General features: G+C 75.7%; 16 protein-coding genes. 8 read left to right on the top strand and 8 right to left on the bottom strand.

Features of this window, described 5'->3' with window-relative positions; translation table 11 throughout:
* Nucleotides 1–362 precede the first annotated feature (362 nt).
* Complete coding sequence (locus ACFV04_RS27105; protein ID WP_380348289.1) at nucleotides 363–1391, bottom strand: hypothetical protein; 1029 nt, start codon at nucleotides 1389–1391, stop codon at nucleotides 363–365.
* Nucleotides 1388–2254, bottom strand: a complete 867-nt coding sequence (locus ACFV04_RS27100; protein ID WP_380348291.1) for an RNA polymerase sigma factor — start codon at nucleotides 2252–2254, stop codon at nucleotides 1388–1390. The genes ACFV04_RS27105 and ACFV04_RS27100 overlap by 4 nt, the downstream gene beginning before the upstream one ends.
* Before the next feature lie 454 nt (nucleotides 2255–2708).
* On the opposite strand from ACFV04_RS27100, the gene ACFV04_RS27095 reads away from it, so the two are divergent.
* The 4 genes from ACFV04_RS27095 (at nucleotide 2709) to ACFV04_RS27080 (ending at nucleotide 6139) form a co-directional block, all read left to right on the top strand.
* Nucleotides 2709–3401, top strand: a complete 693-nt coding sequence (locus ACFV04_RS27095; protein ID WP_380533123.1) for a hypothetical protein — start codon at nucleotides 2709–2711, stop codon at nucleotides 3399–3401.
* A gap of 246 nt (nucleotides 3402–3647) precedes the next feature.
* Nucleotides 3648–4364, top strand: a complete 717-nt coding sequence (locus ACFV04_RS27090) for a VC0807 family protein (RefSeq protein ID WP_380533120.1) — start codon at nucleotides 3648–3650, stop codon at nucleotides 4362–4364.
* 195 nt (nucleotides 4365–4559) lie between these two features.
* Entirely contained in the window at nucleotides 4560–5303 is a 744-nt protein-coding gene (locus ACFV04_RS27085) for a tyrosine-protein phosphatase (RefSeq protein ID WP_380533117.1), read from the top strand.
* Nucleotides 5304–5380: 77 nt separating this feature from the next.
* Entirely contained in the window at nucleotides 5381–6139 is a 759-nt protein-coding gene (locus ACFV04_RS27080) for a Clp protease N-terminal domain-containing protein (protein WP_380348299.1), read from the top strand.
* A gap of 53 nt (nucleotides 6140–6192) precedes the next feature.
* Here ACFV04_RS27080 and ACFV04_RS27075 read toward each other — a convergent pair whose 3' ends face one another.
* The 5 genes from ACFV04_RS27075 to ACFV04_RS27055 form a co-directional block, all read right to left on the bottom strand.
* On the bottom strand, nucleotides 6193–6684 hold the full coding sequence (locus tag ACFV04_RS27075; protein ID WP_360252572.1) for an NUDIX hydrolase: 492 nt from the start codon (nucleotides 6682–6684) through the stop codon (nucleotides 6193–6195).
* A gap of 441 nt (nucleotides 6685–7125) precedes the next feature.
* The gene (locus ACFV04_RS27070) at nucleotides 7126–8148 is read right to left on the bottom strand and encodes a sigma-70 family RNA polymerase sigma factor (protein ID WP_380533114.1); all 1023 of its coding nucleotides are present in this window, start codon (nucleotides 8146–8148) and stop codon (nucleotides 7126–7128) included.
* 86 nt (nucleotides 8149–8234) lie between these two features.
* Complete coding sequence (locus ACFV04_RS27065) at nucleotides 8235–9515, bottom strand: serine hydrolase domain-containing protein (protein WP_380533111.1); 1281 nt, start codon at nucleotides 9513–9515, stop codon at nucleotides 8235–8237.
* 238 nt (nucleotides 9516–9753) lie between these two features.
* Nucleotides 9754–10026, bottom strand: coding sequence for a hypothetical protein (locus ACFV04_RS27060; RefSeq protein WP_380348305.1), 273 nt, complete (start codon nucleotides 10024–10026; stop codon nucleotides 9754–9756).
* A 130-nt stretch (nucleotides 10027–10156) separates the two neighbouring features.
* The gene (locus ACFV04_RS27055; RefSeq protein ID WP_360252560.1) at nucleotides 10157–10423 is read right to left on the bottom strand and encodes a UBP-type zinc finger domain-containing protein; all 267 of its coding nucleotides are present in this window, start codon (nucleotides 10421–10423) and stop codon (nucleotides 10157–10159) included.
* A 249-nt stretch (nucleotides 10424–10672) separates the two neighbouring features.
* Between ACFV04_RS27055 and ACFV04_RS27050 the strand changes: the two genes are divergently transcribed.
* Nucleotides 10673–13333, top strand: coding sequence for a lysylphosphatidylglycerol synthase domain-containing protein (locus tag ACFV04_RS27050; protein WP_380533107.1), 2661 nt, complete (start codon nucleotides 10673–10675; stop codon nucleotides 13331–13333).
* A 28-nt stretch (nucleotides 13334–13361) separates the two neighbouring features.
* Here ACFV04_RS27050 and ACFV04_RS27045 read toward each other — a convergent pair whose 3' ends face one another.
* Nucleotides 13362–13559 (bottom strand): hypothetical protein, encoded by a 198-nt coding sequence (locus tag ACFV04_RS27045; protein ID WP_360252554.1) that lies wholly within the window; start codon nucleotides 13557–13559, stop codon nucleotides 13362–13364.
* A gap of 212 nt (nucleotides 13560–13771) precedes the next feature.
* Between ACFV04_RS27045 and ACFV04_RS27040 the strand changes: the two genes are divergently transcribed.
* From ACFV04_RS27040 to ACFV04_RS27030, 3 genes are all read left to right on the top strand, one after another.
* Nucleotides 13772–14239: a carboxymuconolactone decarboxylase family protein gene (locus ACFV04_RS27040; RefSeq protein WP_380533104.1), complete on the top strand. Its 468-nt coding sequence runs from the start codon at nucleotides 13772–13774 to the stop codon at nucleotides 14237–14239.
* A gap of 176 nt (nucleotides 14240–14415) precedes the next feature.
* Complete coding sequence (locus ACFV04_RS27035) at nucleotides 14416–15060, top strand: methyltransferase (RefSeq protein WP_360252548.1); 645 nt, start codon at nucleotides 14416–14418, stop codon at nucleotides 15058–15060.
* Nucleotides 15057–15629: a TrmH family RNA methyltransferase gene (locus ACFV04_RS27030; protein WP_360252545.1), complete on the top strand. Its 573-nt coding sequence runs from the start codon at nucleotides 15057–15059 to the stop codon at nucleotides 15627–15629. Before ACFV04_RS27035 ends, ACFV04_RS27030 begins: the two co-directional genes overlap by 4 nt.
* The last annotated feature ends 36 nt before the right edge of the window (nucleotides 15630–15665 follow it).

Raw genomic sequence — 15665 nt, 5'->3', positions numbered from 1 at the left:
CCGGGCCGCGGGGGGGGGGGGGCGGCCCGCCCGGACGGGGGGGGGGGGGGCCCCACGTTTCCGGGCCGGCCGGGCCGGCGACGCGTCCGGGGGAACGCCTGCCGGTCCGGCCGGGGCCGGCCGGGTGGACGGTGGGCACGGGGGAGCCGACCGTCCACCCGGAGTCTTCGGGTGGTACTGCTTCCTGCCGGTACCGCGGGGCGGTGCCGGGTGGTGCGGGTGCTGCTCGGTGGTGCGGGTGCTGCTCGGTGGTGCGGGTGCTGCTCGGTGGTGCGGGTATTGCTCGGTGGTGCGGGTGGGGCGTTCCGGGTGGGCGGCGAGCCCGGGGGGAGTCGCTCGCCGCCCACCCGGAGTTCAGGGGGTCACCTCTCGGGTGACTGGCCGTTCCCGGAGCGGTCCGGTTTGCTCGGTCGGACGTCCGGCACGGTGGGTGCGACCGGCGGAGTCGGCAGCGGCACTCCGGCCTTGCCCGGCTTGGCGTCGCCGCCGCCGGTGTCCCCGCCACTGCTGCCGCCGTTCCTGCCGCCGTCGGTGTTCCCCTTGCCGGAGCCGGAGCCCGTGCTCGGAGTGGCACCGGTGCGGCCGGGGTCGCGCGGCTGCGCGGTGCCGCCCTGGTGGTCGTCGCCCCCCTCGTCGAGCGCCTCGCCGCAGAAGTCGGCCACCTTGTCCGCGCCGCCGGCCGCCGTGACCAGCGGGCCGTAGAGCGGATCGGCGGCCAGTCGGCCCGGGCGCTCGCCCTTGGCCACCCGGTCGGCGAAGCCGCGGCAGAGGCCGAGCAGCGCGGGCGGGACGGCCGGACGGTCACCGCGGCCCCCGGCCGACGGGTCGCCGGGGGTCGCGGTGCCGGACGGGGCGGCCGTCTGCGGGCCGGCGGACGGACGGGCCGACCCGGACGCCGGGGCGAACGGTGCACCGGCGGCCGGGGAACGACCGGCCGAGGCACCCGGTGAGGTGCCGAGGACGCCGCCCTGGGCCGCGACCGTGTGCTCCGGCTCGGTCGGGCCGCCACCCAGCCCGGACGGCAGGTTGCCGGTACCGGCGGCGACCGCGACCCCGCACAGCGCGGTGGCGCCGAGCACGGCGGCAGCGGCCTTCGTGCTGAAGGCCCTGGCCAGCGCGGCGGTTGCCATCGATCGTCTCCGGACGGGGGTCACTACGGGTTCGGGTGTGAGACTCGCCTCCCGGAACGCGGCCAGGGCGGCCTCCTCCCCGGCCAGTTCTCCGGCCGTCGCGGGAGCGGCGGCCGCGGCGAGCACCCGGGCGAGCTGCCCGGGACCGCCGTCCGGTCCGGTGAGCGAGGCGTCCTGCCCGGCCGACGGGGCGGCCACGGCACCGCCGAGCAACTGCTCGGCGGCATCACGGTCGATCCGACGGGATCGGTTGGTGCTCATCTCATGTCCTTCAGCGTCGCGGCCGGGCGTTCTGTCACACCCTGCGGAGAACTTTTTCTCGCGGCTTTCCCCGCGGGTCGCCCGGAGTCCTTGCCCGCGCTCGTTCCGGCCGTGTTCCCGGCCGACCGGTCCCCCGTGGAACCGCCCGCCGGACCGGCCGGCGCACCACCCGTCCGCGCCGACGGGATGCCGTCCCCGGAGACGAACGGCTGCTCCAGCAGCTTGGCCAGCCGCCGCAGCCCCCGGTGGGCGGCCATCCGGACGCTGCCCGCCCGCTTGCCGAGCACCTGGGCGGCGCTCTCCGCGTCCAGCTCCATGACCACCCGCAACAGCACCGCCTCGGCCTGGTCGCGCGGCAGCCGGGAGATCAGCGCCAGCGCGTCGGCGGTGCCGACCGTGGTCAGCGCGGCGCCCGCGGTGTCGTCCCCGGCCGCCAGTTCGACGAGGTACTCGAAGGGCAGGTCGGCGACCGGACGGCGGCGGCGGGCGCGCAGGTGGTCGAGCGCCCGGTGGCGGGCGACGGTCGCCGCCCAGCCGCGGAAGCCGTCCCCGTCGCCGGAGAAGCCCCGCAGGTCACGGGCGATCTGCAGCCAGGTCTCCGAGGCGATGTCCTCGGCGTCCTGCATGTCCTCCGGCCGGCCGCCGACCAGCACCCGCAGGTAGCGCAGCAGGCCCGGCTGGACGGTCCGGAACAGCAGCCGGAAGGCCTCCTCGTCCCCGCCCTGCGCGGCACGGACCGCCTCGGACAGGTCCGCCGGAGCGGCCGGTTCCGGTGGTGGGCCGGTGGTCGGTACTGGTCCGGACCGGCCGACTGGGCTGCCGGTGCCCGCTCCGGGGCGCTCTGCACTCTGCACCCGCCACATGATGCGCCATTCGGGGCAACGGGTCGGCTCCGGTCGAAGGACCGGCCCGCACGGGGCGAAGGTCCCGGGCACCACTGCCGTTCGCCCGCAGACCGGTCGGGCCCCCACCGCCTACGTTGTCCGTAGACGAATCAGTCCGGGCCGCCGTCCGACCGGTCTCGGGGACCGACGACGTGCCCGGCCGAGCCGACCCGCCGAACGCCCGGACCGACCGGACGCGGCCCCGCCCGACGCGACCCGCCGCACGCCTCGACGCACGGGCGGCCGGCACGCTCCGGGCCGACGGGCCCACCCGGCCTCCCGCCCCCCGGCCCGGAGCGTGCCGGTTCCGAAGGGATCGACAGGGATCGACGCCACGAGGACCGGCCGACGGGCCTCCGGGGTACCAGCGACGGGTACCACCCCAACCCGTGGACGGGCGCTCGTCCACGGGCACGACCAGCAGGGACGAACGATGACGACTGCCCACGAGCTCCACGCGAGGGGACTGCGCGAGCACCTCGCGCCCGCCCTGCGCGCCCTGGGCCTCACCGGGTGGCGCCGGACCTTCGTCCTCCCGGACGACACCCACTGGATGCTGCTCGGCCTGGTCGAGCGGCCCGCCGCCGACCGGGTGCCCTTCACCTTCGACCTCAGCCTGGTCCGCCGCGCCGACTGGACCGCCGCCGGCCTGCCGGGCCACCGGCCCGACCCGCGCGTCCGCCACGGCGTCGAGACCTGGCGGGCCCGGATCGGCGAGGTGCTCCCGGTCGGCGAGGACGTCTGGTGGGAGGTGCTGCCCGGACGGCGCTGGCGGCTCCCGCTGGACGACGCCGTCGCGGCCGTCCGGCACCACGGCCTGCCGGAGCTGCGCCGCCGGGCCGAGTCCGACCGCACCCGCACCGGGGAGACCTACCTCTCCCCCGCGGAACTGGAGGAGGTCAACGCCGCGCTGCTGACCGCCTCGGTGCCCCGGGTGCGGCGCGCCGAGCTGGCCGACGGGGCGCTGGTGCTGACCGGTGCCTGGACCCGGGGCGACGCCGTCGCCCGGACCGTCCTGACCGGGGCCGCACGGGGCTTCCTGTCCGCCGGGGACGAGCGGTACGACACCGTCCGCTGCCGGGACAGCCTGGGCCGCGAACTGTGGACCTTCCCGGCCGCCGGCTAGGTCCTGCGGACGGCCAGGACCCGCGGGCGGCACCGGCGGAGGTGCCGCGGGCGGCCAGGAGCCACGGGCGGCGGACCGCCGACCGCCGGAAACCCGCAGGTCGGAGGCGGTGTCACGACGCGCACCATGACAGCTGTCACGTGGATCCCGCAACGGACGGCACTGCTCTGACGGAGGGTCGGACGGAAAGACTGGAGGCACGACGCGGGCAGCAGCCCGCGGCCACCAGCCGGGGAGGAACCCACCGTGAGCCAGACCGTCAGCGCCGAAGCCGTCACCACCGCCGTCGCCGCTCCCGCCAAGGCCCCCAACCCGCTGGTCTCCGGCCTCCGCCCGCTGGCCCTCGACGTGGCCGCCCCGATGGCCGGCTACTACCTGCTGCACTCCGTCTGCGGCCTCAGCGAGTTCGCCGCGCTGGCCTGGAGCAGTGCCTTCCCGGCCGCCCGCACCGTCGTCGGCCTGCTGAGCGAGCGCAAGCTCAACCTGTGGGCCGCGCTGATGCTGGCCGTCAACCTGGCCGGCCTGGCGCTGACCTTCGTCACCGGCGACGCCCGGCTCATGATCGCCAAGGACGGCGCCCTGAGCGGCACGGTGGCGCTGGCGATCCTGGCCTCCGCCCTGATCGGCCGCCCGGTGATGAGTTCGGTGCTGATGCCCTTCCTCACCAAGGGGAACCGGGCCCGCGCCGCCGCCTGGCAGCGGCTGGCCGGGGGCCGGGCGGCCGCGTCGAGGTCCTTCCGCCGCCACGAGCGCCTGTTCTCGGGCATCTGGGGCACCGCGCTGCTGGCCGAGTGCGCGGCCCGGGTGGTCGGCGCCTTCACCCTGCCGGTGTCGACCATGACCTGGCTGTCCACCGTGTTCCTGCTCGGCGCGATCCTGGCCGGTTCGCTGCTCGGCCGGATCGCCGCCGACCCGATGGAGAAGCTGGTCAGCGCCGAGACCGGGGCCCCGACCGCCGCCTGAGCACCGCCCCGGCCGGCACCGGACACCACCCCCGCCGACGCCCGCGCGCCGCCCCGCCGACACCACGGCCCCGCCCGGCCGGCACCTGAACGACCGGTTCCGAGGACTCGAACGGACAGGAACCATACGGATCTCCCGGGAGTCCTTGCATAACGAGGGGGTAACGGTACCCCCGACGAGGAAACGGGGAGTCCCATGAACCGGACGACGGACGCGCTGACCACCACCGAGGACCGCACCCTCGTCTGGGACGGCTGCCTGAACGTCCGCGACCTGGGCGGGCTGCCCACCGCCGCCGGCCGGCTCACCGCCCGCCGCGCGATGGTCCGGGCGGACAACCTGGACCGCCTCACCGCCGAGGGCTGGGAGGCCCTCCTCGACCACGGCGTCCGCACCGTGATCGACCTGCGTGACGCCGAGGAGTACAAGCCGCTCCTCCCGCTCCCCGAGGGCATCGACCTGGTCCGCGTCCCGCTGGACGAACTGGCCGGCCCCACCTGGTGGGAGGCCCACGGCCGGCTGGACGGCACCCCGCTCGCGCTCCGCCCGTACCTGGACCACTGCCCGCACGCCGCCGCCGCGCTGATCGCCGCGATCGCCGGCGCCCGCCCCGGCGGCGTGGTCGTGCACTGCGGCGCCGGCCGTGACCGCACCGGCCTCGCCGCCCTGCTGCTGCTCGCCCTGGCCGGGGTCGACCGGGCCGCGATCGCCGAGGACTACCTGCTGAGCGACCCCAACGTCCGTCCGCTGTACGGAATTCTGGGCCTGCCGGACCCGTACCGCCGGATCGACGCGGTGCTCGCCGAGGCCGGCACCACCTCCGAGGCCGCCCTGGAGGCCGCGCTCGACGGCTTCGACCCGGTCGGCTACCTGCTCGCCGCGGGCGTCACGCCCGACCGGATCGCCGCCGTTCGCGACCGGCTGCTGCCCGGCGTGTAGGGCGGGCCGGCGGAAGCTCCACGACAATCGTCAACCGATGGTTGACGACCCTCGGGTCGACAACCTACGGTTGACGCATGGAGAATCCCGTTGTTCCCACCAGCACTCCCCTGCGCCTCGACGACCTGATCGCCGCGATCAAGACCGTCCACACCGACGCGCTGGACCAGCTCTCGGACGCGGTCATCGCCGCGGACCACCTCGGCGAACTCGCCGACCACCTGATCGGCCACTTCGTCGACCAGGCCCGGCGCTCCGGCGCCTCCTGGACCGACATCGGCCGCAGCATGGGCGTCAGCAAGCAGGCCGCCCAGAAGCGCTTCGTCCCCAAGGACCCGGCCACCACGGCCGACCTCGACCCCAGCCAGGGGTTCAGCCGGTTCACCCCCCGGGCCCGCAGCGTCGTGGTGGCCTCGCAGGAGGAGGCCCGGAAGGCCGGCAACGCCGAGATCACCACGGAGCACCTGCTGCTCGGCCTGCTCGCCGAACCCGAGGGCATCGGGATGAAGGCGCTCACCGCCCAGGGCGTCACCCCGGAGGCCCTGCGGGCCGCTGCGGCCGCCGCCCTGCCGGCCGGCGTCGACGAGCTGCCCGCGCTGATCCCCTTCGACGCCGGGAGCAAGAAGGTGCTGGAGCTGACCTTCCGCGAGGCGCTCAAGCTCGGGCACAACTACGTCGGCACCGAGCACATCCTGCTCGCCCTGCTGGAGCAGGACGACCGCAAGGGCGTCCTCACCGCGCTCAAGGTCGACAAGTCCGAGGCGGAGACCTTCGTCTCGGAGGCCATCGCCGCCCTCATCGCCGCCCGGACCGCGGAGTCCGAGCAGCAGGACTGAGTCCCCGCGCCGTGCCCCGGACGGAACCCCCGCCCGGGGCACGGCACTTCGCGCTAGAACCCGGAGACGCGGGTGGTGACGATCCGGACCCGGCCGTCCACGGCCGACTCCAGCGCCGCCCGCAGCCGGGCCGAACGGGCCGGGCCGAGCAGCTCCAGCGCCTCCTCGACCGGCGCCCAGCGGTGGTCGTCCAGCTCACCGGCCGGGACGGTCACGGGGGTGCCGTCCGGGACGGTGCCGAAGTCGAACATGAGGTGCTCGGCGGGGTGGTCGAGCTCGCCCGAGGGGTGGGTCCAGGAGATGGCCAGCAGCTCGCCCGTCTCCCGGACCAGACCGGTCTCCTCCTCCAGCTCCCGCTTGGCGCACTCGACCGGGCCCTCGCCGAGGTCGATCGTGCCGCCGGGGAACTGCCAGTGCTCGCGGTAGCCGGCCTTCACGATCAGGACCCGGCCGGACTCGTCCCGGAGCAGGCAGCCCGCCGCCGCGTAGATCCTGGGCAGGGACGCCAGCCATTCCTCGCGGGACTTCAAGGGCTCAGCCGTCACGGTGTTCCTCCTGGGTCGGGTGGGTGCGACGGTCCCACTCTGCCACCGGACTTCGGGCGGGCCGGTGCGGGCCGACGCAGGCCGGTACGAACCCGTCCGGGCCGGTGCGGGCCGACGCAGGCCGGTAGGAACCCGTCCGGGCCGATGCGGGCCGCACCGATGAGTCGGCGCCGTCGCGACGGTCCAACCCGCATGACCACCACCACCGGAACCACCGAAGGCACCACACCGAGCACGGCCGTAGTGACCTGCGACCTGGGCGCACTGACCGCCCCCGACCTGGCCGTCGTCGACGCGCTCGCCCGGCTGCGGCTCGCCGCCGGCCGGCACGGGGTGGGCGTGGTGCTGCTGAACGCGAGCGGCCCGCTGCGCGAACTGCTCGCATTCAGCGGGCTCTCGGCGCTGCTGCCGGACGCCGCCGGTCCGTTCGGCCCGGACGGGCTACTCGGCCTCCGACTCCCCGACGCCGAACTGCCCGACGCCCGGTTGCCCGGCGGCGAGCCGGGGCGGCAGACCGAACAGCGGGAAGAGCACGTCCGTGTCGAGGAAGTTGGTGAACCCGGTGAGCCGGCCCGCTGACACCTCCGGCACGATCAGCGCCCACGGCTCGTGCCCGCCCCCCGGGCTCGGCCGGTACTGGGCGAAGGCCGGGCCGCCGTTGGCCGTCACCGGGACGAGCCGGGAGCCGCGGCAGCCGTTCCCGGGGCCGAGCATCCAGGCCCGGAGCTCGTCCTGCCCCTGCAGCCACATCGCGAACGGCGGCATGTTGAGCGTGACGTCCTCGTGCAGCAGCGCCGTCAGGCCGTCCATGTCGTAGGCCTCGAAGGCACGGACGTAGCGGTCCAGCAGCGCGCGGTGGTCCTCGTCCAGGGCGGGGGCCGGCCGGGCGGCCGGGGCGTCCGCGGCGAGCACCGCACGGGCGCGCTGCAGCGCACTGTTGACCGAGGCCACCGTGACGCCGAGGAGTTCGGCCACCTCTGCGGCCTTCCAGCCCAGCACCTCGCGCAGGATCAGCACCGCGCGCTGCCGGGGCGCGAGCCGCTGCAGCACGGCCACGAACGCGAGCTTCACGGACTCGCGCTGGGCGGCCACCTCGGCCGGGTCCCCCGTCTCGGGCAGCACCCGGCCGTCCGGTGCGGGGCCGATCCAGGTCACCTCGGGCAGCTGGGCGTCGTGCGCCGTGGCCACCGTGACCGGGCCCGCCAGGTCCATCGGGCGGGCCCGGGCGTTGCGGCCGTTCAGCGCGTCCAGGCAGACGTTGGTGGCGATGCGGTACAGCCAGGAGCGCAGCGCGGCCCGGCCCTCGAAGCCCCGGTGTCCACGCCAGGCCCGGACCATGGTCTCCTGCACCGCGTCCTCGGCCTCGAAGACCGAGCCGAGCATCCGGTAGCAGTAGCCGGTGAGTTCGGTCCGGTACCGCTCCAGCTGGAGCTCGACCGGCTCCTCCGTGATCACGTCGGCCATCGTGCGCCCCCGTCGTCCTGCCGTGCCCTGGTGAACGGGACGAACCTAGCGCAGGGCACCGACGGTCGGGCCCGCCGCGCTGCGGCTCACCGCGTCCCGTACGCCTGGCCGGAGCCGAAGCCGGTGGTCACCAGCTTCCACAGGGTGGGGAACTCCCCGCCGGTGATGCCGGTCGGGTTGAGCCCGACGACGAGGGTGCGGGAGAGGTCGCGGGTGGCGAAGACGCCGCTGCTGTAGCCGGGGCGGGAGCCGTTCTTGCCCCAGACCTCGGTGCCGTTCGGCAGGACGGTCCGCAGCAGGCCCGCGGTGCTGTAGCAGGCGTGGCCGGCGGTCGGGCCGATCTCGCAGTTCTTGTTGTGGCTGTTCGGCAGGTCGGGGACGGCGAACACCTCGGCCTGCTGGGCGGGCGGCAGCAGCCGGCCGCGGTAGAGCGCTTCGAAGAACCGCTCCAGGTCGGCGGCGGAGGAGATCATGCCGCCCTCGGCCCACGGGTACGGGCTCTGCTCGGTGACGTCCACCCGGGTGGTGCTGCCGTCGGCGGCGCGGACGTCCACGTAGCCGTGGGTGTGCGGGCCGCGGACGGTCAGGTCGTCGGCGTCCGGGACGTAGGTGGCGTGCAGGCCCAGCGGACCGGTGATGCGCCGGCGGACCTGGTCGGCGAAGGTGTCGCCGCTGACCTTCTCGATCACCATCGCGGCGACGAAGTAGTTGTTGCCGTTGTACTGCTGGGCGGTGCCGGGGGCGAAGTTCATCGGCTGGGTGAGCATGTCGGCGACCACCTGCTCGGGGCTGAAGTACTCCGCCTTGTGCGCGGCGAACCACGCCGTGCTGCCGTCGCCGGAGGTCATCCCGCCGCCACCGGGCAGGCCGCTGGTGTGGTTGAGCAACTGCCGCACGGTGACCGCCGGGTAGTCGGCCGGCAGCAGCCCGGGCAGGTAGCGCTGGACGGTGCCGTCCAGGTCGACCTCGCCCTCGGCGGCGAGCTGGAGCATCACGGTCGAGGTGAACACCTTGGAGATGCTGCCGATCCGGAACCGGGCGTCCGCCGGGACGTCCCCGCCCGAGGTGCCGCGCCACCGGGCGCCCGGGCCGTCGACCCGGACCAGTGCGCCGGTGATGTCGGCGGGCAGGGTGTCGAGGGTCCTCGCGAGCGACTGCCGGTCCAGCGGTCCCGGGCGGACGGCCGGGGAGGCCGGGGAAGCCGAAGCAGTCGGGTAGGCCGGAGCAGCGGCGACGGTGCCGGTTCCGGTGCCGCCCGGGGGCGCGTCGGCGGCCAGCGCCGGGGCCGCGGTGCCGACCGTGACGGTGAGCAGCGCGCCGGCTGCGACGATGACGGGCCAACGGCTGCTGCGGGGCGGGGTGTTCATCCGGCTTCTCTCCCGTGACGGCTCGCCCGGGAAGCGTCGGACCGCCCCTGCGGCGGCCCGCCCGGACGGCGGCGGTTCTGACGGGAGAGAGTCTTCGGGAGGGCGCCCGGCGGTGACATCCGGGACATCCCCCGAACCGGCCCTGAGACGATCCCCGACAACGCCCCTGACCACGCGTCAGGGGTGGGCGCCGGGGTTCGGCGCCCACCCCTCGGTGGCACGGCGGGCCGGGCGGCGATCAGTGGGCGGAGTGCTTCTCCGCGCCGCGGTGCCGGTGCCCCTTGAGTTCGGCGTGCATCGCCGGGGCGGAGTGCGCGGTGGTGGCGGGCGTGTCGCGCCCGCCGTGGCGGAACGCATCGTCGGTGCCGTACCCGGCGCCGGCGGAGGACGTCGCACCGGTGCGCAGCTTCGGCGCGATCCGGACGGGCGGGCTCGCCATGCCGCGGCGTTCCAGCAGTTCCTGGGTGCCCTGGCGGAGCTGGGCGGTGCTGCCCGGTGTTCGCTTGGTCATCGTCGGCCTCCCTTCGGCGGTCACCGGCCGGACGGGTGTCGGCCGGAGGGCCGCGCGGGCGTCATGTCCGGATTTTATCGGGCCGACGTGCCCGCGCCACCGGGAGCGCCGACGGCGGACGCGCCCCGCCTCAGCCCATGACCTCGTGGACGAAGCACCAGCGCCAGTCCTCCCCCGGCTCGTAGGAGCGGATCACCGGGTGGGAGGTGTTGTGGAAGTGCGCGGTGGCGTGCCGCTGCGGCGAGAAGTCGCAGCAGCCGATGTGACCGCAGTCCAGGCAGATCCGCAGGTGCACCCAGTCCCGGCGGCCCTGCGCGAGGCAGTCGGCGCAGCCGCCTGCGGGCGGGAGGGGCTCGATGTCCTGAGGAGCCAGAGCGAGGTCTTCGCAGGCGCTCATGAGTGCAGGCTAAGCCGCCCGGGGCCGTCCCGCCCGCCCACCGCCCGGCCCACGGCGCGACCACCGGCGACCCGCTGCCGTGCGCCGTCGCCGCCCCGGCCCGGCGACCCGCACCGCCCGGCCACCCCGTGCACCCCGCCACCCCGCACACCCGGCCGCCCCGCGCACCCCGCGGACGCGACCGGCCCCGCGGCGGCCCCTCCGGCGTCCCCGCTCCGCGCCCGCGGACGACGTGGGAGCATGCCATCCGTGGCGATCGTGACGGGGAGAACGAACGGCGACACCGACGGGGGCGACACCGGCGGTGCGTCCGCGCGGTCGGACGGACCGGCCGGAACGGCGGGCAGCAGCCCGGCGGGCACCGGCACCGGCGGCATACCCGCGCAGACCGGCCCCGGCCGGTCCCCGGCCCACCCGGCACCCGTCACCGGCCGGATCCGGCAGCCCGTCGCGCTGATCCGGCTGCTCGGCGGTCTGTTCGCCGCCGCCCTCACCCTGCTGCTCGCCGACTACGCCCGCGCCACCACCGGCGGTATCGCCGCCGACGTCGCCGAGGCCGCCTCCCTGGTGCCGCGGCCGCTGGCGAGCCTGGCGGGCGGGCTCACCACCGCCGCCGTCCTGCTGCTGCCGGTCGGCCTCGCCGTCCGCCGCCTGCTCGGACCCGACCGGCGCCGCGCCCTCCAACAGGTCTCCGACGGGCTGCTCGCCGCCGTCCTCGCCTACGGCGCCACCCTCGGCGTGGACCTGTGGGCCGACGGCCTCGCCCCGCACTCGCTGCTCACCGCGCTCACCCAGCCGCTGCCGGGCGAGGTCCTCGGGCGCACCGAACCGGTCTACGGCTACCTCGCCCCGGTCCTCGCCTTCATGACCGCCTCGGGCAGCCGCGAACGCCGCCTGCCCTGGAGCGTCCTCGCCCTCTACGGCCTCGCCGGACTCGCCGGCGGCTTCGCCACCCCCACCGCGCTGCTGCTCGGCCTGCTGATCGGCTGGACCGGCGCCCACGGCACCCTGTACGCCGTCGGCACCCCCGACCCCTGCCCCCGGCCCGGCGAGATCCTGCGCGCCCTGCGCGAGAGCGGCCTGCGCCCGGTCGAGGCCCACCCGACCGGACCGGACCGCTACCGGGTCCGGCAGGCCGACGACCGCCCCGAACTCGACGTCCAGCTCCTCGACCGGCAGGCCGTCACCGCCGCCGCCGTCCGGCGCGCCTGGCGCCGGCTGCGGCTGCACACCGCCCCCGACCCCCGGGTGCTGCGCTCCCCGCGCACCGGGCTGGAGCACGAGGCCCTGGTCACGTACGCGGCCCTGGCCGCCGGCGTCCGCACCCGCGACATCGCCGCCACCGCCGGCCTCGGCCAGGACACCGCCCTCATCGCGTACCGGCGGCTGCCCGGCCGCACGCTGGACCAGCTCGCCGACGAGGAGATCACCGACGCGCTGCTCACCGACGCCTGGGGCCAGCTCGCCCTGCTCCAGCGCCGCGAGATCGCCCACCGCGCCCTCGTCCCCTCCTCCCTGCTGGTCGACGACGCGGGCACGGTGCACCTGGTCGACTTCGCCGACGGCGACATCGCCGCCACCGAACTCGTCCTGCGCTGCGACGTCGCCCAGCTCCTCACCACCCTCGCGCTGCGCACCGGCGCGGCCCGCTCGGTCCGCACCGCCACCGCGGTCCTCGGCCCCGACCCGGTCGACGCGGCCCTCCCCCTCCTCCAGCCCATCGCCCTCACCCACACCACCCGCCGCGCCCTCAAGCTCCACGCGAAACGGGCCGGCGCGCCCGCAACCGTCGAGGGCCCGCCCGCCCCGGGGACGGCGGCCGACTCCGTGCCCGCGCCCCGGCGCGGTGCCCCCGACGGCGCCGCGACCGACGGCCCCGCCGCCGACGGCCCCGGGCCGGGCGGGCTGCTGGAGGAGATCCGGGCGGAGGCGCTGCGGGCCCGGCCGCAGGTGGTGGGGCGGCCGGTGCGGCTGGAGCGGCTGCGGCCGCGGACGCTGCTGGCGGTCGTGGGCGGGGTGGTGGCCGGGTGGCTGCTGATCCCGCAGTTGTTCGCGGCGGAGGACAATCCGGTCTCCGCCCTGGCGGACGCCGACCCGTGGTGGCTGCTGCTGGCGCTGGTCGCGGCGGCGACCAGCCACGTCACGGCGGCGATGGGCTTCGTCGGCTTCGTCCCGGAGCGGCTGGACTTCCGCAACGCGGTGCTGGCCCAGCTGGCCGGGTCGTTCGTGAAGCTGGTGTCGCCCGGCGGGGTCGGCGGGGTCGCGCTGAACACCCGCCTGCTGCAGCGGGCCGGGATCCCGACGGCGCAGGCGCTGTCCAGCGTCGGCGTCGGGACGATGATCGGACTGGTGCTGCACCTGCTGCAGCTGGGGGCTTTCGTCTACCTGCTGGACATGCAGCCGGGCGGCTCCGAGCTGGACGCGCTGCCCGCGGTGGTGGGCGGACTGGCGGGGGCGGCGGCGCTGCTGGCGGTGGTGTCGGCGATCCCGGTGGCCCGGCGCTGGCTGGCGGCCCGGCTGCGGCCGCTGACCACCGAGGTGCTGCCCCGGCTGCTGGACCTGCTGCGCAGCCCGGCCCGGCTGGCGGTCGGGGTGACCGGGCAGCTGCTGGTGTCGATCTGCCTGATCTCCTGCCTGTACTGCTGTGCCCGCGCGATCGGGCGGGAGCCGTCCTTCGCCTCGGTCGCGGTGGTGTTCCTGGTGGGCAACGCGGCGGGCAGCGCGGCGCCGACCCCGGGCGGGGCCGGCGCGGTGGACGGGGCGCTGATCACGCTGCTGCAGCAGACCGCGTCGATGGAGAAGGGCGGCGCGCTGGCGGCGGTGGCGCTGTACCGGCTGCTGACGCTGATCCTGCCGGTGCTGCCGGGCTGGGCGGCGATGGCCTGGCTGCAGCGCCGCCGCGCGCTGTGAGCCCGGGGGGCCCGCGGCGCGGGCCGGCTCACTCCCGGTACTCGTCCTCGTCGAGCTGGACCACCCTGGCCTGCTCCGCGACGTCCGCGACGTCGGTGGCCGGGTCGGCACCGAGGGCGCGGCGCTCGGCGACCTCGTCGTACTCGTCGGACCGGGGCGCCTCCTCGTCGGGCTCCACGGTCTCGGCGGTCTCGTCGATCAGGTACTCCTCGTGATCCTGCGGCATGGCATCCGTCCTCACTGTTCGGAAGCTCCCCGCGATCCGGGTGGCGGTACTGGCAGTATCCGCCGCCCGGGGTCCGGACGCGAAGCGCCGGGGCCGCCCCGGCGTGTTGCCGGAGGGCGCGCGCCCACCCGGCCCGCCCTGCCGATTGACCCACGAAATACGCCACTCAATGGCCCAGGGAGCGGGTTCATTCCGCCCCTAGGGTCGACGTCATGACGACGAACGAGACCACCGGGACCCCCGCCCGCCTCGACTACGCCCGCACCGTCCCGAAGGTCTTCCGCGCGATGATCGCCCTGGACGCCGCCGCCCGCGCGGGCCTGGACCCGGCACTGGTCGAACTCGTCCAGATGCGCACCTCCCAGCTGAACGGCTGCGCGTACTGCCTCGACATGCACGCGAAGGACGCCCGCAAGGCCGGCGAGTCCGACGAGCGGATCCATCTGCTGCCGGTCTGGCCGGAGGCCCCGGCCGGGGTGTACAGCGCGGGCGAGCGGGCCGCCCTGGCACTCGCGGAGGAGATCGCGCGGATCGGCGGCGGGGTGTCGGACGCGGTGTACGCCCGGGCCGCCGCGCACTTCACCGAGGCCGAGCTGGCGCAGCTGATCTCGGTCTGCTTCACCGTCAACGCCTGGAACCGCATCAACGTGGCCACCCGCAAGAGTCCCGGCAGCGCCTGACCGGACGGCCCGCGCGGAGCACCGTCCGCCACGTCGCGCGCGGGGTCGGGCACGGCACCGGCCGGTGGCCCGCGCGGAACGCCGCCCAGGCCGCCGGGGGTACGATCGGTGCCGTACAAAGGGCTTACCCACACCCACCCGGTGGCCCCGAGGCCCATACGAACGACGGGGAACGCATGTCCGGCTCGCACTACTTCACCGGTGCACCCGAGGTCGCCAGCGACCGCCGGCCGATCACGGTGTCCCTGCCGGACCTGACCCTGGAACTGACCACCGACGCCGGGGTGTTCTCCCGCGACCGGCTCGACCCGGGCACCCGGATCCTGCTGGAGAACGCCCCTCAGCCGCGGGTGCGCGGTCCGATCCTGGACGTCGGCTGCGGCTACGGCCCGATCGCGCTCACCTGGGCGACCCGGCGCAAGCGGCTGCCGGTCTGGGCGGTGGACGTCAACGAGCGCGCCCTGGAGCTGGTGCGGCTGAACGCCGGGGCGCTGGGGCTGGGCAACGTGCAGGCCGCGCTGCCCGACGACGTCCCGGAGGACGTCCGGTTCGCGACGATCTACTCCAACCCGCCGATCCGGATCGGCAAGGCGGCGCTGCGCCGCCTGCTGACCCACTGGCTCGGCCGGCTGACCCCGGACGGCTCGGCGTTCCTCGTGGTGCAGAAGCACCTGGGCTCGGACTCGCTGCAGAAGTGGCTGAACGACCAGGGCTACCCGACGACCCGGGTCACCTCGGTCAACGGGTTCCGGATTCTGGAAGCGCGGCCCCGCCCCGAGGTGGGCGAGGGCCCGGAGAATGGACGAGGTACGACGTCGTGAAGCAGCTGCGCGGGACCGAACTGAAGCGTCTGCACCGCTCGTGGCGGCGCAGCAACGAGTTCCGGCTCGCGATGATCCTGGAGAACCTGCAGTCGCCGTTCAACGTCGGCTCGGTGGTCCGGACCGGCGCGGCGATGGGCGCCGAGAAGCTGTACCTGGCCGGGGACACCCCGTCGGTGCGCTCGTCCGGCGCGCAGAAGGCCGCGATGGGCACCGACAAGTACCTGAAGGTGGAGCACTTCCCGACCGTCGCCGAGGCGGTGGCCGCGGCGAAGGCGGACGGCTTCAAGGTGGTCGGCCTGGAACTGGCCGACGAGGCGGTGCCGATGTTCGCCGCCGAGCTCACCCCGGCGGTGGCGTTCGTGCTCGGGCACGAGGACCGCGGGATCACGCCCGACGCGCTGGCGCTCTGCGACCAGGTGGTGTTCGTGCCGCAGCTGGGCCGGGTCGGCTCGCTGAACGTGTCGGCGGCCGCGACGGTGGCCTGCTACGAGGCGCGCCGGCAGGGGTACGCGATCAGCGGCACGCCGGACGGCGACCTCGGGGGCGACCTCGGCGACGAGGACTGAAACGGGTGAACGGCGGGAGGGGTGTGCCGAAAGGCC

The organism is Kitasatospora sp. NPDC059599, from assembly GCF_042735125.1.
Lineage (GTDB): Bacteria > Actinomycetota > Actinomycetes > Streptomycetales > Streptomycetaceae > Kitasatospora.
The sequence above is the reverse complement of the archived record's forward strand: the minus strand, read 5'-3'. Positions and strand labels throughout refer to the sequence as shown.